The 21,800-nt window shown below is 70.3% G+C and carries 16 protein-coding genes and 1 pseudogene; 8 read left to right on the top strand and 9 right to left on the bottom strand.

All coding sequences use genetic code 11. The features are described 5' to 3' along the window. The first annotated feature begins 11 nt into the window (after positions 1 to 11). The 3 genes from ABD056_RS19090 (at position 12) to malQ (ending at position 5,116) form a co-directional block, all read left to right on the top strand. Positions 12 to 419, top strand: a complete 408-nt coding sequence (locus ABD056_RS19090) for a DUF2934 domain-containing protein (RefSeq protein WP_343869313.1) — start codon at positions 12 to 14, stop codon at positions 417 to 419. A 201-nt stretch (positions 420 to 620) separates the two neighbouring features. Next, positions 621 to 2,807: a glycogen debranching protein GlgX gene (gene glgX, locus ABD056_RS19085; RefSeq protein WP_343869311.1), complete on the top strand. Its 2,187-nt coding sequence runs from the start codon at positions 621 to 623 to the stop codon at positions 2,805 to 2,807. Positions 2,808 to 2,908: 101 nt separating this feature from the next. Then, positions 2,909 to 5,116, top strand: a complete 2,208-nt coding sequence (gene malQ / locus ABD056_RS19080) for a 4-alpha-glucanotransferase (protein WP_343869309.1) — start codon at positions 2,909 to 2,911, stop codon at positions 5,114 to 5,116. A gap of 69 nt (positions 5,117 to 5,185) precedes the next feature. Here the strand turns inward: malQ and glgC are convergent, their stop codons facing one another. Further along, positions 5,186 to 6,508, bottom strand: coding sequence for a glucose-1-phosphate adenylyltransferase (gene glgC / locus ABD056_RS19075; RefSeq protein ID WP_343869308.1), 1,323 nt, complete (start codon positions 6,506 to 6,508; stop codon positions 5,186 to 5,188). A gap of 342 nt (positions 6,509 to 6,850) precedes the next feature. Here glgC and glgA point away from each other — a divergent pair, with 342 nt between their 5' ends. From glgA to ABD056_RS19055, 4 genes are all read left to right on the top strand, one after another. Further along, positions 6,851 to 8,299, top strand: a complete 1,449-nt coding sequence (gene glgA, locus ABD056_RS19070; protein WP_343869307.1) for a glycogen synthase GlgA — start codon at positions 6,851 to 6,853, stop codon at positions 8,297 to 8,299. 60 nt (positions 8,300 to 8,359) lie between these two features. Continuing rightward, positions 8,360 to 10,837, top strand: coding sequence for a glycogen/starch/alpha-glucan phosphorylase (locus ABD056_RS19065; protein WP_343869304.1), 2,478 nt, complete (start codon positions 8,360 to 8,362; stop codon positions 10,835 to 10,837). 148 nt (positions 10,838 to 10,985) lie between these two features. Then, entirely contained in the window at positions 10,986 to 11,402 is a 417-nt protein-coding gene (locus tag ABD056_RS19060) for a DUF4168 domain-containing protein (RefSeq protein WP_343869302.1), read from the top strand. A 181-nt stretch (positions 11,403 to 11,583) separates the two neighbouring features. Then, entirely contained in the window at positions 11,584 to 12,744 is a 1,161-nt protein-coding gene (locus ABD056_RS19055; protein WP_343869299.1) for a hypothetical protein, read from the top strand. Positions 12,745 to 12,753: 9 nt separating this feature from the next. On the opposite strand, the gene ABD056_RS19050 is transcribed toward ABD056_RS19055, so the two are convergent. From ABD056_RS19050 to ABD056_RS19040, 3 genes are all read right to left on the bottom strand, one after another. Continuing rightward, positions 12,754 to 13,356 (bottom strand): HD domain-containing protein, encoded by a 603-nt coding sequence (locus ABD056_RS19050; protein WP_343869298.1) that lies wholly within the window; start codon positions 13,354 to 13,356, stop codon positions 12,754 to 12,756. Next, positions 13,356 to 14,945 (bottom strand): peptide chain release factor 3, encoded by a 1,590-nt coding sequence (locus ABD056_RS19045; protein WP_343869296.1) that lies wholly within the window; start codon positions 14,943 to 14,945, stop codon positions 13,356 to 13,358. Before ABD056_RS19045 ends, ABD056_RS19050 begins: the two co-directional genes overlap by 1 nt. Positions 14,946 to 15,138: 193 nt before the next feature. Continuing rightward, positions 15,139 to 15,609: a MarR family winged helix-turn-helix transcriptional regulator gene (locus tag ABD056_RS19040; RefSeq protein WP_343869295.1), complete on the bottom strand. Its 471-nt coding sequence runs from the start codon at positions 15,607 to 15,609 to the stop codon at positions 15,139 to 15,141. 422 nt (positions 15,610 to 16,031) lie between these two features. Between ABD056_RS19040 and ABD056_RS19035 the strand changes: the two genes are divergently transcribed. After that, positions 16,032 to 16,538: a flavin reductase family protein gene (locus ABD056_RS19035; RefSeq protein ID WP_343869293.1), complete on the top strand. Its 507-nt coding sequence runs from the start codon at positions 16,032 to 16,034 to the stop codon at positions 16,536 to 16,538. A 14-nt stretch (positions 16,539 to 16,552) separates the two neighbouring features. Here ABD056_RS19035 and ABD056_RS19030 read toward each other — a convergent pair whose 3' ends face one another. From ABD056_RS19030 to ABD056_RS19010, 5 genes and pseudogenes are all read right to left on the bottom strand, one after another. Then, positions 16,553 to 18,220, bottom strand: a complete 1,668-nt coding sequence (locus ABD056_RS19030) for a putative transporter (protein WP_343869292.1) — start codon at positions 18,218 to 18,220, stop codon at positions 16,553 to 16,555. 218 nt (positions 18,221 to 18,438) lie between these two features. Then, positions 18,439 to 18,621, bottom strand: a complete 183-nt coding sequence (locus ABD056_RS19025; protein ID WP_343869291.1) for a hypothetical protein — start codon at positions 18,619 to 18,621, stop codon at positions 18,439 to 18,441. 240 nt (positions 18,622 to 18,861) lie between these two features. After that, complete coding sequence (locus ABD056_RS19020; protein ID WP_343869290.1) at positions 18,862 to 19,587, bottom strand: GNAT family N-acetyltransferase; 726 nt, start codon at positions 19,585 to 19,587, stop codon at positions 18,862 to 18,864. After that, positions 19,584 to 21,500 carry an asparagine synthetase B family protein gene (locus tag ABD056_RS19015; RefSeq protein ID WP_343869289.1) on the bottom strand — a complete coding sequence of 639 codons (1,917 nt, stop codon included), beginning with the start codon at positions 21,498 to 21,500 and terminating at the stop codon, positions 19,584 to 19,586. Before ABD056_RS19015 ends, ABD056_RS19020 begins: the two co-directional genes overlap by 4 nt. Continuing rightward, a pseudogene (locus ABD056_RS19010) lies at positions 21,497 to 21,800 on the bottom strand (hypothetical protein); the annotation flags it as partial. The gene ABD056_RS19015 and the pseudogene ABD056_RS19010, both read right to left, overlap by 4 nt.

Here is a 21,800-nt window from a genome sequence, read left to right as displayed (position 1 = left end):
GAAGGTGACCGATGCCGTCTCTGGAAGAAGCGATTCGCCGCCGCGCCTATGAACTCTGGGAAGCCGAGGGCTGCCCGGAGGGTCGCGCCCAGGACTTCTGGTACATCGCCGAGCGCGAGGTGATGGCCATCGAGGCGCCCGCCGCCGCCGAGCCGCCGCAGCCGGCCAGCGTCAAGCGGGCCGCCAATGCTGCCGAGGGGGCTCCTGCCGCCGCCGCGGCCGATGCCGCCGCCCCCGGCAAGAAGCGGGCCGCCCGCACCAGCGAGGCCAAGGCCGAGAAGGCCAACGGCAAGTCCGCCGCCCCCAGCCCCACCCGCGCCCGCGCCAAGACCGCCGACAGCACCGCCGCCGGCGGCAAGTCGTCCGGCCGCGGCCGCAAGACGCCGAGCGCTCCGCCCGCCACCACCGGCGAGACCTGATCGCCGGCCGCGGCGGCTGCCGGCGCCCGCCGCCCGCGCCGCCGCCGCCGCCGCCGCCCGGAGCGGTGCCGCCGGTGCGCCGGCAGCAGCAGGGGTAGCGCTGCTGCCTGCCGGGCCCGGCCCTGCCCCGCCCTCCACCGCCGCCGCCCCGCCCCCTGCTGCTGCTGCCGCCGTCGCCGGCCGCTCCTGCCAAGGATCGCCATGAGCCACCCCGTTCGCCGCTCGCTGCATCCCGGTTCGCCCTACCCGCTGGGCGCCACCTGGGACGGCCACGGGGTGAACTTCGCGGTGTTCTCCGACCACGCCAGCCGGATCGAGCTGTGCCTGTTCGACACCACCGGCCGGCGGGAGGTGGAGCGCATTCCCCTGCCGGAATGCACCGACTCGGTCTGGCACGGCTACCTGCCCGACATCGGGCCGGGCCAGCTGTACGGCTACCGCGCCCACGGCCCCTATGACCCGCCGCGCGGCCACCGCTTCAACCCCAACAAGCTGCTGGTCGACCCCTATGCCCGCGCCCTGTCGGGCGAGGTGAAGTGGACGCCGTCGTGCTATGCCTACCGCCTGGGCAGTTCGCGCGCCGACCTGTCGTTCGACCGCCGCGACAGCGCCCGCTCCATCCCCAAGGGCATCGTCGTCAACGACGCCTTCCCGTGGAACGAGCGCATCCGCCGCCCGCGCGTGCCGTGGACGGAAACCATCCTGTACGAGCTGCACCCGCGCGGCGCCACCATGCGCCACCCGCAGGTGCCCGAAGCCCTGCGCGGCAGCCTCAGCGCCCTGGCGTCGGAGCCGGTGATCGACCACCTGCTGGGCCTCGGCGTCACCACCGTCGAACTGCTGCCCATCTTCGCCTATGCCGACGAACCGCATCTGGTGGAGCTGGGGAAGACCAATTACTGGGGCTACAACCCCTTCAACTTCTTCGCGCCGGCGCCGCGGCTGCTGTCCTCCGCCGGCATCGACGAGATGAAGATGCTGGTCTCCCGCTTCCACGAGGCGGGGCTCGAAGTGGTGCTGGACGTGGTCTACAACCACACCTGCGAGGGCAACGAACTGGGGCCGACCATCTCGCTCCGCGGCCTCGACAACGTCAGCTACTACCATCTGGTGCCGGAGAACCCGCGCTACTACGAGAACCACTCCGGCTGCGGCAACACCATCAACCTCGCCCATCCGCGGGTGCTGCAGATGGTCATGGACTCGCTGCGCTACTGGGCCGATGCCATGCGGGTGGACGGCTTCCGCTTCGACCTTGCCACCGCCCTCGGCCGCGACCAGCACGGTTTCGACGCCAACCATCCGTTCTTCGCCGCCATCCGCCAGGACCCGGTGCTCAACCGCGTCAAGCTGATCGCCGAGCCGTGGGACATCGGCCCGGCCGGCTACCGCGTCGGCAGCTTCCCGCCCGGCTGGCGGGAATGGAACGACGGCTTCCGCAACAATGTGCGCTCCTTCTGGCGCTCCGACCCCGGCCAGGGGCCGGCGCTGGCCACCCGCATCGCCGGGTCGAGCGACATCTACAGCCGCCGGGGGCCGAGCGCGTCGGTCAACTTCATCACCGCCCACGACGGCTTCACCCTGCACGACCTGGTCAGCTTCAACCACAAGCACAACCAGGCCAACGGCGAGGACAACCGCGACGGCACCGACAACAACGTGTCGTGGAACTGCGGCATCGAGGGCCAGACGCGCGATCCCGGCGTTCTCGAACTGCGCTACCGCCAGAAGCGCAACCTGATGGCTTCGCTGCTGCTGTCGCAGGGGGTGCCCATGCTGCTGGCCGGCGACGAGCTGGGCAACAGCCAGAAGGGCAACAACAACGCCTATTGCCAGGACAACGACATCGGCTGGATCGACTGGTCGCTGGCCCGCGAGGAGGACGAGGACTTCCTCGATTTCGTGCGCTCCATGGTGCGCTTCCGCCGCGACAACCCGGCCTTCCGCCGCCGCCAGTTCTTCGCCGGCCGCCCCATCGGCGACGGGCCGGTGAAGGACATCACCTGGCTGTCCCCCGCCGGCCGCGAGATGACGCCCGGCGACTGGAACGACCCCATGCTGCGCTGCTTCGGCTATCACCTGGGGGCGCCGGCCCACGACCACCACCTGCACGCCCCGGCCGATCACGACCACGACCAGTTCCTGGTGCTGATGAACGCCGGCATCGATCCGGTGGCCTTCCGCATGCCGGCGGAGGTGTTCGGCGGGCCGTGGGTGCGGGTGATGGATACCTCCAAGGCCGATCCCCACCGCGACGTAAAAATCATACAGGCGGCGGAAATGTATCCTCTGCAAGCCCATGCCATGGCGTTGTTCGTTCAGGAACGCCGCCACCGCGGGCGCCGCAGCGGCCGCCGTCGCGAGGATCAGCCGCACGACGCCGGGTGAGACGCGCCGACCGACCCGATGATCCGGCCGCCGGCCCGCCGGCGCCGCCGCACTCCACCAACCGCCGCCGCGCGGACAGAACGACGACGCGAGGGGAAGACATGCAGTATCCCGAGATTCTGGCCCGGCTGGCCGAGGCAGCGGGCATCGAGCCCAGCTACTGGGACATCTTCGGCAACCGCCATGACACGACCGCCGGCGACATGCAGGCGCTGCTGGCCGCCCTCGGCTATCCCGCCGCCACCGAGGCCGAGGCGGCGGCCAGCCTGGAGCGCCTGGAACGGGCGGACTGGATGCGCCTGCTGGAGCCGGTGACCGTCCTGCGGCTGACCGGCGGCCAGCTGTGGACCACCCTCACCACCCCCGAAAGCCAGCGCGAGCGGCCCTTCACCTGGCTGCTGGAGCTGGAGGACGGCACCGTCCTGCGCGGCGACACCATGGCCGCCGACCTCGCCACCCTGGACACGCGGGAGGTGGACGGCATTTCCTATGAACGCCGCAACCTGCCGCTGCCGTCGCACCTGCCGCTCGGCTACCACACCCTGCGGCTGCTGGACCGCGACGGCACCCTGGCGGCGGAAGGCAGCGTGGTGGTCTGCCCCACCGCCTGCTGGCGCCCCGACTTCATCGCCGCCGGCGGCCGCGCCTGGGGGGTGGCGTGCCAGCTCTATTCCGTGCGCACCACCCTCGACTGGGGCATGGGCGATTTCTCCAGCCTGCGCACCCTGGCCCAGGCCACCGGCCAGCGCGGCGGCCATGTGGTCGGCCTGAACCCGCTGCACGCCCTGTTCCCCGCCAATCCGGCCCACGCCAGCCCCTACAGCCCGGCCAGCCGGCTGTTCCTCAACCCGCTCTACATCGACGTGCAGGCGGTGCCGGAACTGGCGGGTTGCGCCGATGCCCAGGCGCTGATGGCCGACACCGCCTTCCTCGGCCGCCTGCGGGCGGCGCGGGAGGCGGAGCTGGTGGACTATCCCGCCGTCAGCGCCCTGAAGCACGAGATCCTGCGGGTGCTCCACCGCGACTTCGAGGCCCTGGCCGAAACCTCCGCCCGCAAGCAGGCCTTCGCCGACTTCCTGGACGACGGCGGGGACCGCCTGCACCGCTTCGCCGTGTTCAACGTGCTGCAGGAGGAATTCCCCGGCACGCCGTGGATGGACTGGCCGCAGGACTACCGCAACCCGTCGTCCAAGGCGGTGCTCGACTTCGCGGCCGAGCGCATGACCCGCGTCCGCTATCACCTGTGGCTGCAGTTCGAGGCCGACCGCCAGCTGGGCGAGGCCGCCGACACCCTGCGCGCCGCCGCCGGCGACGGGCCGGTGATCGGCCTCTACCGCGATCTGGCGGTGGGCGTCGACACCAGTGGCGCCGACACCTGGATGGACCCCGGCGTCTACACCGTCGGCGCCCGCGTCGGCTGCCCGCCGGACGCCTTCAACAGCAAGGGCCAGGACTGGGGCCTGCCGCCGCTCAACCCGCTGGCCCTGCGCGAGGCGGGCTACGGGCCGTTCATCGACATGGTGCGCGCCAACATGCGCCATGCCGGCGCCCTGCGCATGGACCACGCCATGGCGCTGCAGCATCTGTACTGGATTCCCCCCGGCGTGTCGGCGCTCGGCGGTACCTATGTCTCCTACCAGATGGACGACCTGCTCGGCATCCTCGCCCTGGAAAGCCACCGCAACTGCTGCATGGTGATCGGCGAGGATCTCGGCACCGTGCCCGACGGCTTCCGCGAGCGCATGGCGGAGGAAGACATCCTCTCCTACCGCCTGTTCTACTTCGAACGCTACCAGGACGGTCTGTTCAAGCGCCCGGAGACCTATCCGGTGCAGGCGGTGGCGACGGCCACGTCGCACGACCTGCACACCATCGTCGGCCACTGGCGCGGCTGGGACGTGGCGCTGCGCCACGACCTCGGCCTGGTGCCCGACGGCGCCCGCCGCCTGCAGGACGACGCCGACCGCACCCGCGAGCGCGAGGTGCTGGTGGCGGCGCTGAAGGATCAGGGCCTGGTGCCGGAAACCTTCCGCGCCGACGCCGCCCTGGACGAGGCCGGCCTGACCACCCTGGCCCTGGCCATCCACCGTTTCCTGGCCCGCTCGCCGGCATGGCTGATGATGGTGAACCTGGACGATCTGGCGCTGGAGGAAGCCCAGGTCAACGTGCCGGGCACCGTCGACCAGTACCCCAACTGGCGCCGCCGTCTGTCGGTGCCGCTGGAGACCCTGGCCGCCTCCGACACCGTTGCCGTCACGGCCGAGGCGGTGCGCCTGGAACGCGCCCACGCGGTGCCGGTCCGGCGCTGACCCTGCCCCTGCCGCGCCGGCGGCCGCAACGACGATGGCCGGGATCGCCCCGGCCATCGCGCGGTGGTGTCAGACCGCCGGCTTGGCGTTGGGCGCCGATGCCGGCGCGGCGGAGGTCGCCGGTTCCAGCGCCTCCAGCATGCGCTGGGTGATGAGGGTGACGCCGTCCTCGGTGACGTGGAAGCGGCGGGCGTCCAGTTCCGGGTCCTCGCCCACCACCAGCCCTTCGGGCACGCGGCAGCGGGTGCCGATGATGGCGCGCTTGATGCGGCAGTTGCGGCCGATGTCCGCCCCCGGCAGCACCACCGTATCCTCCACCAGCGAATAGCTGTTCACCCGCACGTTGGAGAACAGCAGCGACCGCCGCACGGTGGCGCCGGAGATGATGCAGCCGCCCGAGACCAGGCTGTCCACCGCCATGCCGCGCCGCTGTTCGTTGTCGAACACGAACTTGGCGCTCGGCAGCTGCTCCTGATAGGTCCAGATCGGCCAGCTGTGGTCGTAGAGGTCGAGCGCCGGGGTGACGTTCACCAGATCCAGGTTGGCTTCCCAATACGCATCGACGGTGCCGACATCGCGCCAGTAGGGCTCCGCGTCGGGGGCCGAGCGCACGGCGCTGTCGGAGAAGCGGTGCGCCACCAGCTTGCAGCGGCCGATCAGCGACGGGATGATGTTCTTGCCGAAGTCGTGGGCCGAGGACAGGTCGGCGGCATCGCTCTCCAGCAGCTCCTCCAGGAACGACCGGTTGAAGATGTAGATGCCCATGGAGGCGAAGGCGCGCGTCGGGTCGCCGGGGATGTGCGGCGGGTTGGCGGGCTTCTCCACGAAGTCGATGATGGTGTCGGTGTCGTCCACGTCGACGCAGCCGAAGCCGGTCGCCTGCTTCAGCGGCACCTCGACGCAGGACACGGTGACATCGGCCCCCATCTCCAGGTGCTGCGCCAGCATGCGGCTGTAGTCCTGGCGATAGACGTGATCGCCGGCCAGGATCAGGATGTAGTCCGGGTCGTGGGCGCGGATGGTCTCCAGGTTCTGGTAGACGGCATCGGCGGTGCCGCGATACCACGCCTCGTCGCTGGTCTGCTGCTGGGCCGGCCACAGCTCCACAAACTCGTTGATCTCCGCCCGGAAGAACGACCAGCCGCGCTGGATGTGGCGGATCAGGGTGTGGGCCTTGTACTGCGTCGGCACGGCGATGCGGCGGATGCCGGAATTGATGCAGTTGGACAGCGGGAAGTCGATGATGCGGAACTTGCCGGCAAAGGGCACCGCCGGCTTGGCCTCGTCGTCGGTCAGCGCCATCAGCCGCGACCCGCGCCCGCCCGCCAGCACCAGCGCCAGCGTCCCCTTCAGGGCCCGGTTGAGGTCGTAGGCCACATCAATCTGATCCATCCAGCTCCTCCGTTCGGCTAAGCGACGGCCGCCAGTCCCCGGCGGGGGGAGACTCGCGGCCACAGGCGGCGTCTCGGATGACGACGTCCCTATCCCAGGTAAGACTTTTGCACGGCCATCGGCCCCGGATCAACGACAGCCGGATTAAACACCTGAGGCCTCGACCAAGGTCCATATCCTCTTGATCTTTCGCACCTATCCAGGCGTTCTAGACGAAAGTCTGCCGGCGAATTGTCACGATTCCGGTATTGCCTCTTCCCGGGAAATGCCGTGAATTACGCCTTCGCGCCTGCCCGCCCGACGCGGGCGGACGCAGGGGCCTGCTTGGGGATCGAAGTCAGAATGCGCGTACTCATCGCCGCCTCCGAGGTCTACCCGCTGATCAAGACCGGGGGGCTGGCCGACGTTGCCGGGGCTCTGCCGGCGGCGCTCGCCCGCAAGGGGCTGGATGCGCGCATCGTCATGCCCGGCTACCCGTCGGTGCTGGCGCGCCTGACCGACCGCCGCAGCGAGACCGACCTCGGCCCCGTGCTGGAAGGCCACCACGCCAGCCTGATCGAAAGCCGCATGCCCGACAGCGGTGTGCCGGTGTGGCTGGTGGACTGCCCCAGCCTCTATCACCGCGGCGGCGGCCCCTACATCAACGAGTGGGGCCACGACCACCCCGACAACTTCCTGCGCTTCGCCCTGCTGTCCAAAGTGGCGGCGCTGCTCGGCACGCCCAAGTCGCCGGTGGGCTGGCAGGCCGACGTGATCCAGTGCAACGACTGGCAGACCGGCCTTGTCCCCGCCTATCTGGCGCTGACCGACGGGCCCGGCGCGGCGACCGTGTTCTCCATCCACAACATCCAGTTCCAGGGCATCTTCGGGCCGGAGATCCTGCCGCTGATCGGCCTGCCGGGCCATGCCTTCGCCATCGACGGGCTGGAGTTCTACGGCCACGTCAGCACCCTGAAGGCCGGCTGCTACTACGCCGACCGCATCACCACCGTCAGCCCCACCTACGCCCGCGAGATCCAGACCCCCGACGGCGGCCGCGGCATGGACGGCCTGCTGCGCTGGCGGGCGGCGCAGCTGTCGGGCATTCTCAACGGCGTCGACTACGACCAGTGGGATCCGGCCCGCGACCACCTGCTGCCGGCCCGCTACAGCGCCGACGACATGACCGGCAAGGCCGCCTGCAAGGCCGCCCTGCAGCGCGAGTTCGGGCTGGAGGAACGGCCGGAGGCGCTGGTCTTCGGCCTGGTGTCGCGGTTCAGCGAGCAGAAGGGCATCGACCTCGTGCTGGGCGCCGTCGACCACATCCTGTCGCGCGGCGGCCAGATCGTCATGCAGGGGTCGGGCGACAGCTGGCTGGAGCACGCCATCTACGGCCTCGGCGGCGCCCGCGCCGGCCGGGTCGGCACCTGGGTCGGCTACGACGAGGGCCGCGCCCACCGCATCCAGGCCGGCTGCGACGTGTTCCTGGTGCCGTCGCGGTTCGAGCCGTGCGGGCTTACGCAGATGTATGCCTTGCGCTACGGTAGTCTGCCGCTGGTGCGCCACACCGGCGGGCTGGCGGACACCGTCACCGACATCCACGACCCCGGCGGCCAGGGCACCGGGTTCGTGTTCGGCGAGGCGTCGGTGGCGGGGCTGGTGGGCGCCATCGACCGCGCCTTCGACACCTGGGGCGGCGGCGGATCGCAGTGGGGCGAGGCGCAGCGTCGCGGCATGGCCCAGGACTTCGGTTGGCACAAGGCGGCCGACGCCTATATCGAGTTGTTCCGGGCATTGACCACGCGGGAATGAGCGAAGGCCGGCAACCGGCGTTTACGCTCTCAGGACACAAAGACGGATCGGGGAAAGAGCATGGACCAGACGGCGAAGGGCGAGACGGCGGGTATTCCCACCCTCGACATCGGCAGCGTTGATGCCATCAAGCAGCAGCTGAAGAGCTACATGGTCCACAACGTGGGCGTGGACCCGGAATTCGCCACCCAGCGCGACTGGCTCTATGCCCTCGCCCATCTGGTGCGCGGCCGGCTGTCGGAACAGTATCTGGAGACGGCGCGGGCGCAGTATGACGCCGACGTCCGCCGCATCTACTACCTGTCCATGGAGTACCTGACCGGGCGGTCGCTGCTGAAGCACCTCTACGACCTCGGCCTTTACGACACCGTGGCGCAGGCGCTGGGCGAACTGGGCCAGAGCCTGGAAAGCGTGCAGGAGTTCGAGTACGACGCGGCCCTCGGCAACGGCGGCCTCGGGCGGCTGGCGGCCTGCTTCCTCGACAGCATGGCGACCCACCGCTACCCCGGCTTCGGCTACGGCATCCGCTATGAATTCGGCATGTTCACCCAGCGGCTGGAAAACGGCGAGCAGGTGGAGCACCCGGAAACCTGGCTGCGCTATGGCAATCCATGGGAGTTCGAGCGGCCGAACGTCATCTTCCCGGTGCGCTTCCGCGGCCGCCTGACCCACTTCCGCAACGAGACGGGCGACGTGGTCACCCAGTGGGTGGACACCAGCGACGTCATCGCCATGGCCTACGACGTGCCGGTGCCGGGCTTCGCCAGCGATGCGGTGGTGAAGCTGCGCCTGTGGTCGGCCCGCGCCACCCGCGACTTCGACCTGCGCTACTTCAACGAAGGCAACTACATCGACGCGGTGAAGGACAAGACCATCAGCGAGAACCTGTCCAAGGTGCTCTACCCCATGGACACCACGCTGATGGGCCAGGAACTGCGGCTGATGCAGGAGTACTTCTTCGTCAGCGCCAGCCTGCAGGACATCGTCGCCCGCCACCACCGCAAGCACCCGAGCCTGGACACCCTGCCCGACAAGGTGACCATCCAGCTCAACGACACCCACCCGAGCCTGGCGGTGCCGGAACTGCTGCGGCTGCTGATCGACCACTACGACTATCCGTTCGACAAGGCGTGGGCCATCACCCGCGGGGTGTTCAACTACACCAACCACACCCTGCTGCCGGAAGCGCTGGAAACCTGGCCCATCGCCATGCTGGAAGCGGTGCTGCCGCGCCACCTGGACCTGATCTACAAGATCAACCACGAGTTCCTGCAGCAGGTGAAGTACGCCTTCCCCGGCCAGCCCGACGTGCTCAGCCGCATGTCGCTGATCGACGATGCCGGCCGCCGGGTGCGCATGGCGCATCTGTGCGTCGTCGGCTCGCGCAAGGTCAACGGCGTCGCCGCGCTGCATACCGAGCTGATGCGCAGCCACGTCTTCGCCGACTTCAACCGCCTGGAGCCGGAGAAGTTCGTCAACGTCACCAACGGCGTCACCCAGCGCCGCTGGCTGCTGCAGGCCAACCGGCCGCTCGCCGACCTCATCACCGGCGCCATCGGCGACCGCTGGGCGTCGGACCTGGAGGCGCTGAAGGACCTGGAGCCCTTCGCCGAGGATGCCGAGTTCCGCCACCGCTTCGCCGCCATCAAGCGGGCCAACAAGCAGCGGCTGGCGGCCATGGTGCAGGACCGCTGCGGCGTCACCTTCGGCCCCGACATGATGTTCGACACCCAGGTGAAGCGCATCCACGAGTACAAGCGCCAGCTGCTGAACGTGCTGCACGTCATCACGCTGTACAACGAGATGCGCGCCGGCCGCGGCGGCGACCGCCAGCCGCGCGCCGTGGTGTTCGGCGGCAAGTCGGCGCCGGGCTACTTCACCGCCAAGCTGATCATCCGCCTCATCAACGACGTCGGCGCCGTGATCAACCACGACCGGAGCATCGGCGGCCGCCTGCGCGTCGCCTTCATCCCCAACTACAACGTCTCGGCGGCGGAGATCATCATTCCCGGCACCGACCTGTCGGAGCAGATCTCCACCGCCGGCACCGAGGCGTCGGGCACCGGCAACATGAAGTTCGCCCTCAACGGCGCGCTGACCATCGGCACCCTGGACGGCGCCAACATCGAGATCAAGAACGCCGTCGGCGACGACAACATCTTCATCTTCGGCAAGACGGCCGAGGAAGTGGGCGACATGCGGGCCCGCGGCTATCACCCGCGCGAGTACTACGACCTGAACGAGTCCCTGCGCGAAGCCATCGACATGATCGCCAGCGGCTTCTTCAACGCCGACGATCCCGGCCGCTATCTGCCCATTCGCGATGCCCTGCTTTCGGGCGGCGACCACTTCTTCCTGCTGGCCGACTACCAGGACTATGTCGACACCCAGCGGCGGGTGGAGGAAGCCTATCGCGACGAAGCGGTGTGGGTGCGCAAGGCCATCCTCAACGTCGCCAACATGGGCATGTTCTCGTCCGACCGGGCGATCCATTCCTACGCCCGCGACATCTGGAACGTGACGCCGCTGCCGCGCTGAGGCTGGCCGGCGGCGCGCCGTGGAAGTGGATGATGGCGGGTCCGTCACAGGCGGACCCGCCATTTTCACAGAGAAATGCCCAACCTTGCGGCGCCCTCCCCCGTCTTTACAGGACAACCACGTTCTGAAGACCAAGGGAGACCATTGCATGCGCATCACCGCAACCGCCCTCGCCGCCGCCCTCATCGCCGCCGTGCCGATGTCGGCCGCGATGGCGCAGAGCGCCAGCCCGCAGGCCCAGACGCCCGAGGCGCCGGCGGTGCCGGGCGCGCCGGGGCAGACGGCCGATTTCAGCGAAACCCAGCTGAAGTCCTTCGCCGCCGCCGTCCAGGGCATCCAGGAGGTGGCCAACGAGTACGCCCCGCGCCTGCGCGAAGCCACCGAACCGCAGCAGCTGGCCGACCTGCAGGAAGAAGCCGAGGGAAAGATGCTGGAGGCCGTGCAGGACGAGGGCTTGTCGGTTGACGAGTACAACGCCATCGCCCTGACCGCCCAGTCCGACCCGCAGGTGGCGGAAACCATCCGCGGCTACATCGTGGAAGACAGCCAGAGCCAGGCGCAGTAACGGCGCACGGGCTTCCCCTGCCAGCTGGCAAAGGGCCGGAGGAGACGCTCCTCCGGCCCTTTATGCGTCGGCCGCTCGACCATCTTGCGCGCTACGGGCCCGGACGACATACTGCCGCCGGTTGCATGGCGTCGGGGGATGCCGGCGGCCGATGGGACGGCAGCAGGGGACCAGGGGGCGGATGGGGGCGTTCACGCGGGAGTGGAAGGGGGCGTTGCTCGACTCCCCCAACATGAAGGTGAAGTCGGCGGAGGTGAAGCGGGTGCGCAAGGCGCTGGACGAGGGCGCCGCCATCGTCGCCGACGTCGACAAGCTGGTCGCCCGCTACAAGGACACGCCGACCGAGGCCATGGTCAAGAAGCTGGAGGATCTGGCCGCCCGCTTCTCCAAGCTCGCCGCCGGCATGTCGGCGCTGGAGCGGGCCGCCAGCGTCTCCGCCATATCGGAAACCGGGCTGGCGCGGCTGGACAAGATGATCTCCGCCATGGCCGGCGTCTGGGTACAGGAATGGCGGCCGGTGCCCGGCGGCACCGTGTTCAAGGCCGCCGGGCCGTGGACGCGGGAGTGGCAGGACGCCAAGAAGACCTTCGAGGCCAAGACCAACCGCAAGAAGCCCAGCCGCACCATCCTCGGCGCCTTCCGCATGTCGTCGGGCATCGAGAAGGCGCTGAGCACCTGCGAGGTGCTGGCCCTCAAGCACGCCGACGCCCCCGACGAGAAGACATCGGCCAAGCTGAAGACCGCCCGCGCCGACATGCGGCGGGCGGCGTCAGGCTACGTAAGCGTATTGAAGAAGGCGAAGTCGGGCGATGCCGGTGCCGATCCGGCTTACCTGGAACAGCTGGACGTGCTGGCCAAGGAGCTGGAGCGCATCGCCGACAGCCTCGACACCGCCTGCGACGCGGCGGAGGACAAATGGCAGGTGGCGCCCTATGACCTGAAACGCTGCGCCACCGCCTTCGCCGCCGCCACTGCGGCGGTGGACGGCGCCCAGGCCAAGCTCAAGCAGGCCATCAAGGGCAGCGGCAGCATCGACGCCAAGACCTTCCAGAAGGCCCTGACCGACCCCGCCAAGGCCGCCGCCACCGCCCTGCAGGCGCTGCAGAAGCTGGCGGTCGCCGGCGAAGGGCCGCGCGCGGTGCTGGCCCTGCCGACGCAGCAGGTGCAGGTCTACGCCCGCCTCGCCCACCGCGACATCGCGAAAGGCAAGGCGAGCGACGACCCGGTGCGGTCGCTGCTGCAGGAGGCTGAGAGCTTCTTCGGCCTGCTCGACCGCGCCCTCGACAAGGCCCTGCGCGAGTGGCAGGGGTCGCTGGCGAAGGTGGGGCGGCGCGGCTATTGAACCGACGCCTCAGCCGAAGCTGCCCTCGCGGTCGGTGCGGGCGTAGAGGCGGTCGATGATCCGGTCGAAGGCGGGATCGAGGCTGCGCGGGAAGTCGGTGCGCCGGCGCGTGTCCTCCCGCCCGACGCCGTTCTCCCGCCACGCCCGACCGCCGGAGATGACGTTCTGCATGAAGCCCTGCAGGTTGTCGCAGGCCTTGGCGAACCGGGCCTCGGCGGTCTCCCGCGCCTCGAACTCCTCCCACAGCGCCCGCAGGCGGCCGCCGATGTCGGGCGGCAGCAGGCCGAAGATGTGGTCGGCGGCGCGCTGCTCGCGCTCCGCCTGACCGTCCAGGGCGGCATCGTCGTAGGCGTAGGTGTCGCCGGCCTCGATCTCCACCAGATCGTGGACGAGGATCATCTGCAGCGCCCGACCCAGGTCCACCGAGGCGGGATCGTCCAGCTCACCGTGCAGCACCATGGCCACCAGCGCCATGTGCCAGCAGTGCTCGGCATCGTTCTCGCGCCGGGCGCCGCCGGTGAGGTAGCCGCGCCGCTCCACGAACTTGAAGCGGTCGGCGAACTCCAGGAACTCCAGCACCTGCTGCAGGCGGTCGGGGGCCGCGGCCGGCATCAGGCGTGTTCCTTGGTCTTGTGGAACTGCACCGCGGGGAAGTCTTCCTTGGCGCGATCCAGGTGCCAGGCGTTGCGGGCCAGGAACACCACGTCGCCGTCGTGATCCTCGGCCAGGGCCTGGTTGTTGGCGTCCTGGAACTTCTTGAACTGCACCGCGTCGTCGCAGGTGACCCAGCGGGCGGTATAGAGGGTGGTCGCCTCGAACCGCACCGGCACGTCGTATTCGGTGCGGATGCGGTCGGCCAGCACTTCGAACTGCAGGGCGCCGACGACGCCGACGATGAAGTCGGAGCCGAAGCGCGGCTTGAACACCCGCGCCGCCCCTTCCTCCGCCAGCTGCTCCAGGGCGCGGCCCAGGTGCTTGGCCTTCAGCGGGTCTTCCGGGCGCACCTTCTGCAGCAGTTCCGGCGCGAACGACGGGATGCCGGTGAAGCGCAGGTCCTCGCCCTCGGTCAGGGCGTCGCCGATGCGCAGGTTGCCGTGGTTGGGCACGCCGATGATGTCGCCGGCGAAGGCCTCTTCCGCCAGCTCGCGGTCCTGGGCCAGGAACATGACCGGGTTGTGCATGTTCACCAGCTTGCCGGAGCGCACGTGCTTCAGCTTCATGCCGCGCTTGAAGTGGCCCGAGCACAGGCGCATGAAGGCGATGCGGTCGCGGTGCTTGGGATCCATGTTGGCCTGGATCTTGAACACGAAGCCGGCCACCTTGTCTTCCAGCGGGTCGATGACGCGGTCGACCGTCGGCTGCGGCCGCGGCGACGGCGCCACCTCGCCCAGGGCCTGCAGCATCTCGCGCACACCGAAGTTGTTGACGGCGGAGCCGAAGAACACCGGCGTCAGATGGCCGGCGCGATAGGCTTCCTCGTCGAACGGCGGGCACAGGCCGCGCGCCATCTCCACTTCCTCGCGCAGCTTGGAGACCGCCCATTCCGGCAGGATGCGGTCGAGCTTGGGGTCGTCGAGGCCGGAACAGCTTTCGCCCTCGTCCGGCATCTCGCCCTTGCTGCGGGCCATCAGCACCAGCCGGTCCTTGATGAGGTCGTAGACGCCGAGGAAGTTCTTGCCCATGCCGATGGGCCAGCTGCCGGGAGTGACGTCCAGCGCCAGGGTCTGCTCGATCTCGTCCAGCAGTTCGAAGGGGTCGCGCGTCTCGCGGTCCATCTTGTTGATGAACGTCATGATCGGCACGTCGCGCAGGCGGCAGACCTCGAACAGCTTGCGGGTCTGTTCCTCGATGCCCTTGGCGGCGTCGATGACCATGACTGCGCTGTCCACCGCCGTCAGCACCCGGTAGGTGTCTTCCGAGAAGTCCTCGTGGCCCGGGGTGTCGAGCAGGTTGAAGGTGCGGTCCATGTAGTCGAAGGTCATGACCGACGAGGCGACCGAAATGCCGCGCTCGCGCTCCACCTTCATCCAGTCGGAGCGGGCGCGCCGCTGCTCGCCGCGCGCCTTGACCGCGCCGGCCAGCTGGATGGCGCCGCCGAACAGCAGCAGCTTTTCCGTCAGGGTGGTCTTGCCGGCGTCGGGGTGCGAGATGATGGCGAACGTCCGCCGCCGGGCGACGTCGCTGTCCAGTCTGTCGGGCATGGGGTCGTGAACCTGGAACCGCTGGTGTATCCGTTGCCGCCGTGCGTAGCAGATGCGCGCCCGCGGCACAAGCCGGGCGGCCGGCGGCCGCCCGCACCAACATGGGGAGGCCGCGCCCGCCGCGACAGGGGCGGCGGCCCGGCCGGCACCCATCCCGGCGCCCGCACCGGGCGCCGTCGACCGCGGCCGCCGCCTACTGGGTGGCGACCAGCGACGCCTTCAGTTCCGCCAGATGGCCGTACAGGCATTCCACATGCTCGCGGTTCATGCCGGCCATCAGGTCGGCCAGCCAGTCCGCGTGGCTGGGCGCCACCTGTTCGAACACCATGCGGCCGCGCGGCGTCATGCGCACCACCAGCGCCCGCCGGTCGGTGGGGCTCACCTGGCGCTCCAGCAGGCCGTCGCGCACCAGGCGGTCGACCAGGGCGGTGACGTTGCCGTTGGTGACCATCAGCCGGCGCGACAGTTCCCCCATCACCAGGCTGCCGCCTTCGGCGCGGTCGAGCGCCGCCAGCAGGTCGAACTGCGGCAGCGTGATGCCCACCTCGTCGCGCAGGCGGGTGCGGATCTCCTTCTCGATGAGATTGCAGCATGCCAGCAGGCGCAGCCAAGTGCGCAACTCCAGCCGGTCGTCTTGCGACGCCACTGTTTCACAATCGACCATGTGTACCCCTTCCCGTACTCCCACCCCCGACATTATACGACCCGTACTGGCTGTAAACAGGTTGCTGAGGGCGTGCCGCAGGTCGACAGTCGTCGGCATGCCTTGGGGTCGCACAACAAACCCCGCGAGCCGTAGGGATAAAGGGGCTACCCCTAAGGATATACTCGTTTTCTAGCCGCAGAACGGCGGCGGGCTATTTTCTTTCACTAATGAATACTGCAGGAGACGATGGTTTTGATGCTGCTGCAGCGCAACAGTCGAAGGGCGTGCGACTCGGGTCGGGTGCTGCGGCGCAACGGCCCGCTCGGTGGCCGCAAGGGGGGTTCCGCAGCGGCGCGAAATGCGCCAAAGTGCCGCCGCCCGGCCCGCAGGCCGGGACCGGCCCTGCCGGCTTCTACGCACCTGCCAGAGGACGCCCCCCGATGACCCTGCCGATGCGGTCGCAGCCCTTCGATACCCGTGACTTCCGCCGTGCGCTCGGCCAGTTTGCGACGGGGGTGTGCATCGTGACGGCGCGCGATCAGGCCGGCCATCCCACCGGCCTGACGGTCAATTCCTTCGCGTCCGTGTCGCTGGAGCCGCCGCTGGTGCTGTGGAGCCTGGCCCGCAGTTCGTCGGTGTTCGCCGCCTTCGATGCGGCGCCGCACTTCGCGGTCAACGTCCTGGCCGCCGACCAGCTGGACCTGTCCAACCGCTTCGCCTCGCCGGGGGAGCGGTTCACCGGGCTGGAGTGGGAGGAAGGGCATCACGGCCTGCCGCTGCTGCGCGGCTGCCTCGCCAACTTCGAATGCACCGTCGCGGCCCGTCATGAGGGCGGCGACCACATCATCTTCATCGGCGAGGTCGCCCGCTACGACGCCCGCCCCGGCGAGCCGCTGCTGTACTCCGGCGGCCGCTATGCCCTGGCGACGCCGCACGACGGGCTGTAAGCCCGCCGCCGGCCCTACAGCCAGAAGATCAGCACCAGGATCTGCGGCACCAGGATGCGCAGGAACATCACCAGCGGATAGACCGTCGCATAGGCCAGCGACGGCGCTTCCGACGGCCGCAGGGCGTTGGCGAAGGCCAGCGCCGGCGGGTCGGTCATGCCGCCGGCCAGCAGCCCGCACAGGGTCAGGTAGTTCATCTTCAGCACCAGCCGCGCCGCGAAGCCGACGATCAGCAGCGGCACGATGGTGATGAGCGCCCCCCACGCCAGCCACTTGAGGCCGTCGCCCTCGGTCAGCAGGGCGACGAAGCTCTCGCCCGCCTTCAGCCCGACGATGCCGAGGAACAGCACGATGCCGATCTCGCGCAGGGCGTGGTTGGCGCTCGGCGGCATGAACCACACGAAGGGGCCGATGTGGCCGATGCGGGCCAGCACGATGGCGGCGATCAGCGGCCCGCCCGCCAGCCCCAGCTTCACCGGCGCCGGCATGCCGGGAAAGGCGATGGGGATGGAGCCCAGCAGCACGCCCAGGGCGATGCCCAGGAAGATGGGCAGGATCTGTGCCTGCTGCAGCGCCTGGGCGCGGTTGCCGAGCACCCCGGCGGCGGCGGCGATGTTGTCCGGCTGGCCGATGACGGTGCAGATGTCGCCGAACTGCAGGCGCAGGCCGGGGCTCGGCGTCAGTTCCACGCCGGCGCGGTTGATGCGGCTGATGACCACGTCGTGGCGGTGCAGCAGGTCCAGCGATCCGATGGCATGGCCGAGGACGCGGTCGTTGGTGACCACCAGCCGTTCCCACTTCACCTGCGACGGCAGCGCCTTGAGGTCCGCCTCCGCCCGCCGGCCGAGGATGCGCACCATGTCGCGCAGCTGGCGCGGCGGGCCGACCAGCAGCAGCACGTCGCCCACCCGCACCGGCGTTTCCGGGTGCGCCACCTGCACGGCGCCGTCGCGCATCATGCGGCTGACGATGACGTGCATCGCCTCCACCCCCGGCAGCTCGCCAAGCGGCACGTTCTCCAGGTTGGGGTTGGTGATCTCGACGTTGATCGTGTCCAGCGCCTGATGTTCGGCGGCGCGGGCGGTGTCGAAGGCGGCCTGCTCCTGGTCCACCTTCACCCGCAGCACGGCGCGCACCAGCACCATGGTCAGCAGGATGCCGGCAATGCCGAAGGGATAGGCGACGGCATAGCCGAGGCCGGGCACCGCCAGCACCTCCGGCCCGGCGCCGACGGTGCCCAGCATCTGGGTGGCCGCCCCCAGCGACGGCGTGTTGGTGGTCGCACCCGCCAGCAGCCCGAGCGTCACCGGCAGCGGCGCCCCGAAGCCGACATGGATGGCCGCCGCGACGATGGCCGACAGCACCACCAGCCCCGCCGCCATGCCGTTCAGCGCCAGGCCGGATCGCTTCAGCGCCGCGAAGAAGCCGGGGCCGACCTGGATGCCGATGGTGTAGACGAACAGGATCAGCCCGAACTCGCGCAGGAAATGTGCCACCTCCGGGTCGACGCGCAGGCCCATGTGGCCCCAGAAGATGCCGGCGAACAGCACCCCGCCGATGCCCAGCGACACGGTGCCGAGGCGGGCCCGGCCGAGCAGCAGCCCGGTGACGGCCACCAGGCACAGCACCACCAGCCCGTTGGCGACGGGATCGAGGCCGGCAAGCAGACTGGCAGAATCCATGGGCGGGAAGGCTCCTCATGGGCGCGGCGGCGGCAGGGGCAGCGGCGGGCGCTGCAATGCGGTAACGCTACCCCCTCGCCCGGCGGCCGGCAACGGGAGGAATTGTGACGCCTGAACGCCTGAACGCGAAAACGGCGCCCGCGTTTCCGGGCGCCGCTTTCACAGGGTGTGTGCTGCTGCTGTTCTGGAAGGCCGGCGGAGGGCCGCCGGCGCCGGGCTTATTCGCCGCGGCTGCCGAACAGGCCACCGGTCGGCCGCATGCGCGACAGCGACGCGAACGGCGTCAGGCCGGCGAAAGCGGCGGTGGCGCGGTGGCCGCCGTCGGTCGGGGTGGCGCGGCGCGGCTCGCGCTCGCGGTCGACGGTCTTCCAGAAGTCTTCGAGATCGTGCGGACCCAACATAGGCTCAATCCCCTCGTCTGGTCTTGTTTTGCATCTGTCCGTGGCGGCGTGCCATCCGCTCTCAAGGAAGCAACGCCGTCGGGCGGGCCTTGTTGCACCGCAGCATCCAATGCGGTAAGGCCTCTGGTTGACCTCTTTACACACTAAGGAAACATTTTTGTCAAATGACATCGGATAAAGAAAGATAGTTGCGCTTGCGGAGCACGCGCAAGCGTCACCATCGCCCTGCGGGGAATGGCCTCAGGCCTGCGGGGCGTCGGGGACCGGGATCACCAGGGCCGGACGGCGGCGCAGCGAAAGGTCGAGGAAGGGCCGGAAGCCGGACAGCATCAGCTGCAGCCGCCCGGCCGACAGGTAGGTGGCGCTGCCCACCACCCGCGCCCCCAGCGCCGCATGGGACCGCAGCGAGGCGACGTTGAAGGCGCTGATCCGACTCGCCGACCATGCCACTCCGCGCTCGCGCAGGAAGGCGTTGGCGGTGTCCCACAGGCGGCCGAAGGTGAAGCCGCTGCGGTGGTCGGGGTGGACCCAGACGTCGAAGTCCCACGACGCCAGCGCCGCCGGCCGCCGCACGAAGCGGCAGCGCACGTCGTCCTCGTCATAGGGGCCGAGCACCAGCCACAGGCAGCCGACGATGCGGTCGTCGATGAAGGCGCCGAAGCAGATGGCGCCCTGCCCGAAGCGGAAATCCAGCACTGCCTGGGTCAGCGGCAGGTCGAGCAGGCAGGGCTCGCCCGCCGCCACCGGCCGCACCACGATGGCGCGGCCGCGGTGGGGCTTCAGCAGCGGCGCCGCCGGCACCGGCTGCAACACGAACAGGTAGCGCTTGAGCGACAGCGGCAGCCGCAGCCGCAGGAAGGCGCGGTGCAGCCAGTAGAGCACGGCGGTGCCGCCGCCCAGTTCCTCCACCGTCGCCCACAGCCGCCGCCGCAGGCTCGGGCGCGGGGCAGAGGCGGCGGCCGTCACGGCGCCGCCCCTGCCGCCAGCCGCGGCTGCGGCGGCACATGGCGCCGGCCGACGGGCCGCCGGCGGCTGTCGAGCCAGCGGCTGAGCACCACCAGATCCCACGCCACGCCGAGGCCCCGGCCCGCCCCGCTGCCGGCGTGGCGCAGGGCGGCCAGTTCCGACTCCAGGAAGTCGCGGCGGAACAGCCCGGCCTCGCGCAGGTCGGCGATGGCGTCGCAGGCCATGGCGCGCAGGGGCGGATGGTCGGTCAGGAACTGCAGGTACGGCAGGCCGAAGCCGTGCTTGGTCTTGGTCAGGATGGCGTCGGGCAGGAAGCCGCGGAAGGCATCCTTGTAGAAGGCGCGCAGGCGGCCGTCGCGGCACAGCCACTGCGGCGGCACCCGGCCGGAGAAGGCGGCCAGATCGTCGTCGAGCATGGGGTAGCGCACCCGCACCCCGGCCAGCTCGCACATGCGGCTGACCTTGCGCAGGTCGCTGTCGGCCAGGGTCAGCCGCAGGTCGAGCCACAGGTGGCGGTGCAGCGGGTGGTCGGAGCCGGCATCGGCCCAGATGTCCTCCACCAGCCGGCGCGGTGCCTCCACATCCACCGCCGCCACCACTTCGGGCGCCAGCATGGCGGCGGCCGGCAGGCGGCGGAACACGTTGTCGCCGGTCACCCGCACCGGCGCCGGCTGGCGCGCCTTGCGGACGTAGCGGGCGACCTTGCGGGTGGGCGGGAAGCGGCCTTCGGGCGACAGCCGCAGGGCCACCGGCTCGATCAGCAGGCGGCGCACGGCGGCGGGGATGCGGCCGTAGTGCTGGAACACCTCGTCATCGACATAGCGGGCGTTGCCGGCGAACAGCTCGTCGCCGCCGTCGCCGGCCAGCATGCAGTCGATGCCGCTGTCGCGGGCATGGCGGGCGCACAGATAGGCCGGCACGGCGGAGGAATTGCCGAACGGCTCGTCATAGGCGGTGGCGATGGCCTCGAAGGCGTCCTCCACCTCGGACGGGGTGACCGTCAGCAGGGCGTGATCCATGCCGAAATGCTCGGCGGCGAGGCGGGCGTAGGGGCTTTCGTCGTAGCGTGCCGCCTCGAAGGCGATGGTGTGGGCGCGGGCGGGATGGTCGACGGCGCGGGCGAACAGCCCCGCCACCGTGCTTGAATCGAGCCCGCCGCTGAGGAAGGCCGCCACCTTGCGGGTGTCCTCGCCCTCCAGGCTGCGGCGCACGGCGATGTCGAGCCGGCGGCGCAGTTCGTCCCGCATCGCCGCCTCGTCGGCATCGTCCTGCGGGCGGTAATCGAGCCGCCACCAGCGCCGCCGCGACAGGCTGCCGCCGTCCATCACCAGGCACTCGCCGGGCACCAGCTTGGCGATGCCCTGCCAGATGGTCTGCGGCGCCGGCACCCGGTCGACGAAGTAGAAGTAGTCGTGCAGCGCCTGCGGGCACAGCGGCGCCGCCACCAGCGGATGCGCCCGCACCGCATCGGCGGTGGAGCCGAACACCACGCCGCCGGCCACCTCGGCATAGCACAGGCCATGGATGCCGAAGCGGTCGACGCTGACCAGCAGGCGCCGCCGCGCCGGCTCCATCACCGCCACCGAAACGGCGCCGCCCAGGTGGTCGAGCAGCCCCGGCCCGAACCGCCGCCACGCATCCAGCAGCGCCGCCGCGTGGCCTTCCGACCGCGCCCTCGCCGCCAGCGCCGGGTCGGTCCAGCGCGGATAGAGGCCGAAGCCGGCCAGCACGCCGCCCGCCTCGGCGAGGGTGCTGGCCGCCTGCGCCGTGCGGGCGCCGAGCCCGGCCGGCGGCAGGCCGACGCAGCCGGTCACCCCGTGGGGCGGGGCCGGCAGGGCTTCGGTCATGGCATGGATGACGCCCGCCGCCTCGGCGCCGGTATCGATGGCCAGCCAGCCGCACACACCGCTCATGACACTCTCCCCAGTCCCTGCAGCCACTCGGCGGTCCAGGCATGAACCTGCGCCCGCCACGCCGGGCTGCTGTAGGTATGGTTGGCCTCCGGCAGCCGGCGCACGCGGATGCGCCCGGCGGCCTGGGCCCGCTTCAACGGGCCGCGCACCAGCACGGCTTCCTCGAACTCGCGCGCCGTCAGGTCGCGGCCGCTCAGCATCAGGCACACGGGAACGCCAAGCGCCCCCAGCGCCGCCGACAGGCGGTCGGGCAGCGGCGCGGTCGCTGCCGCGCCGCCGGAGCCGGCGGCGCCCCCCGCC

The organism is Caenispirillum bisanense (assembly GCF_039523075.1).
GTDB classification, from domain to species: domain Bacteria; phylum Pseudomonadota; class Alphaproteobacteria; order Rhodospirillales; family Rhodospirillaceae; genus Caenispirillum; species Caenispirillum bisanense.
The sequence above is the reverse complement of the archived record's forward strand: the minus strand, read 5'-3'. Positions and strand labels throughout refer to the sequence as shown.

Bases quoted from the DNA above. Each gene is read 5' to 3' on its own strand.
- malQ (WP_343869309.1), top strand. From the start codon at position 2,909: ATGCAGTATCCCGAGATTCTGGCCCGGCTGGCCGAGGCAGCGGGCATC.
- ABD056_RS19055 (WP_343869299.1), top strand. From the start codon at position 11,584: ATGGGGGCGTTCACGCGGGAGTGGAAGGGGGCGTTGCTCGACTCCCCC.
- ABD056_RS19030 (WP_343869292.1), bottom strand. From the start codon at position 18,220: ATGGATTCTGCCAGTCTGCTTGCCGGCCTCGATCCCGTCGCCAACGGG.
- ABD056_RS19015 (WP_343869289.1), bottom strand. From the start codon at position 21,500: ATGAGCGGTGTGTGCGGCTGGCTGGCCATCGATACCGGCGCCGAGGCG.
- ABD056_RS19035 (WP_343869293.1), top strand. From the start codon at position 16,032: ATGACCCTGCCGATGCGGTCGCAGCCCTTCGATACCCGTGACTTCCGC.
- ABD056_RS19050 (WP_343869298.1), bottom strand. From the start codon at position 13,356: ATGCCGGCCGCGGCCCCCGACCGCCTGCAGCAGGTGCTGGAGTTCCTG.
- ABD056_RS19065 (WP_343869304.1), top strand. From the start codon at position 8,360: ATGGACCAGACGGCGAAGGGCGAGACGGCGGGTATTCCCACCCTCGAC.
- glgA (WP_343869307.1), top strand. From the start codon at position 6,851: ATGCGCGTACTCATCGCCGCCTCCGAGGTCTACCCGCTGATCAAGACC.
- ABD056_RS19040 (WP_343869295.1), bottom strand. From the start codon at position 15,609: ATGGTCGATTGTGAAACAGTGGCGTCGCAAGACGACCGGCTGGAGTTG.
- ABD056_RS19060 (WP_343869302.1), top strand. From the start codon at position 10,986: ATGCGCATCACCGCAACCGCCCTCGCCGCCGCCCTCATCGCCGCCGTG.
- ABD056_RS19045 (WP_343869296.1), bottom strand. From the start codon at position 14,945: ATGCCCGACAGACTGGACAGCGACGTCGCCCGGCGGCGGACGTTCGCC.
- ABD056_RS19025 (WP_343869291.1), bottom strand. From the start codon at position 18,621: ATGTTGGGTCCGCACGATCTCGAAGACTTCTGGAAGACCGTCGACCGC.
- ABD056_RS19090 (WP_343869313.1), top strand. From the start codon at position 12: ATGCCGTCTCTGGAAGAAGCGATTCGCCGCCGCGCCTATGAACTCTGG.
- glgC (WP_343869308.1), bottom strand. From the start codon at position 6,508: ATGGATCAGATTGATGTGGCCTACGACCTCAACCGGGCCCTGAAGGGG.
- glgX (WP_343869311.1), top strand. From the start codon at position 621: ATGAGCCACCCCGTTCGCCGCTCGCTGCATCCCGGTTCGCCCTACCCG.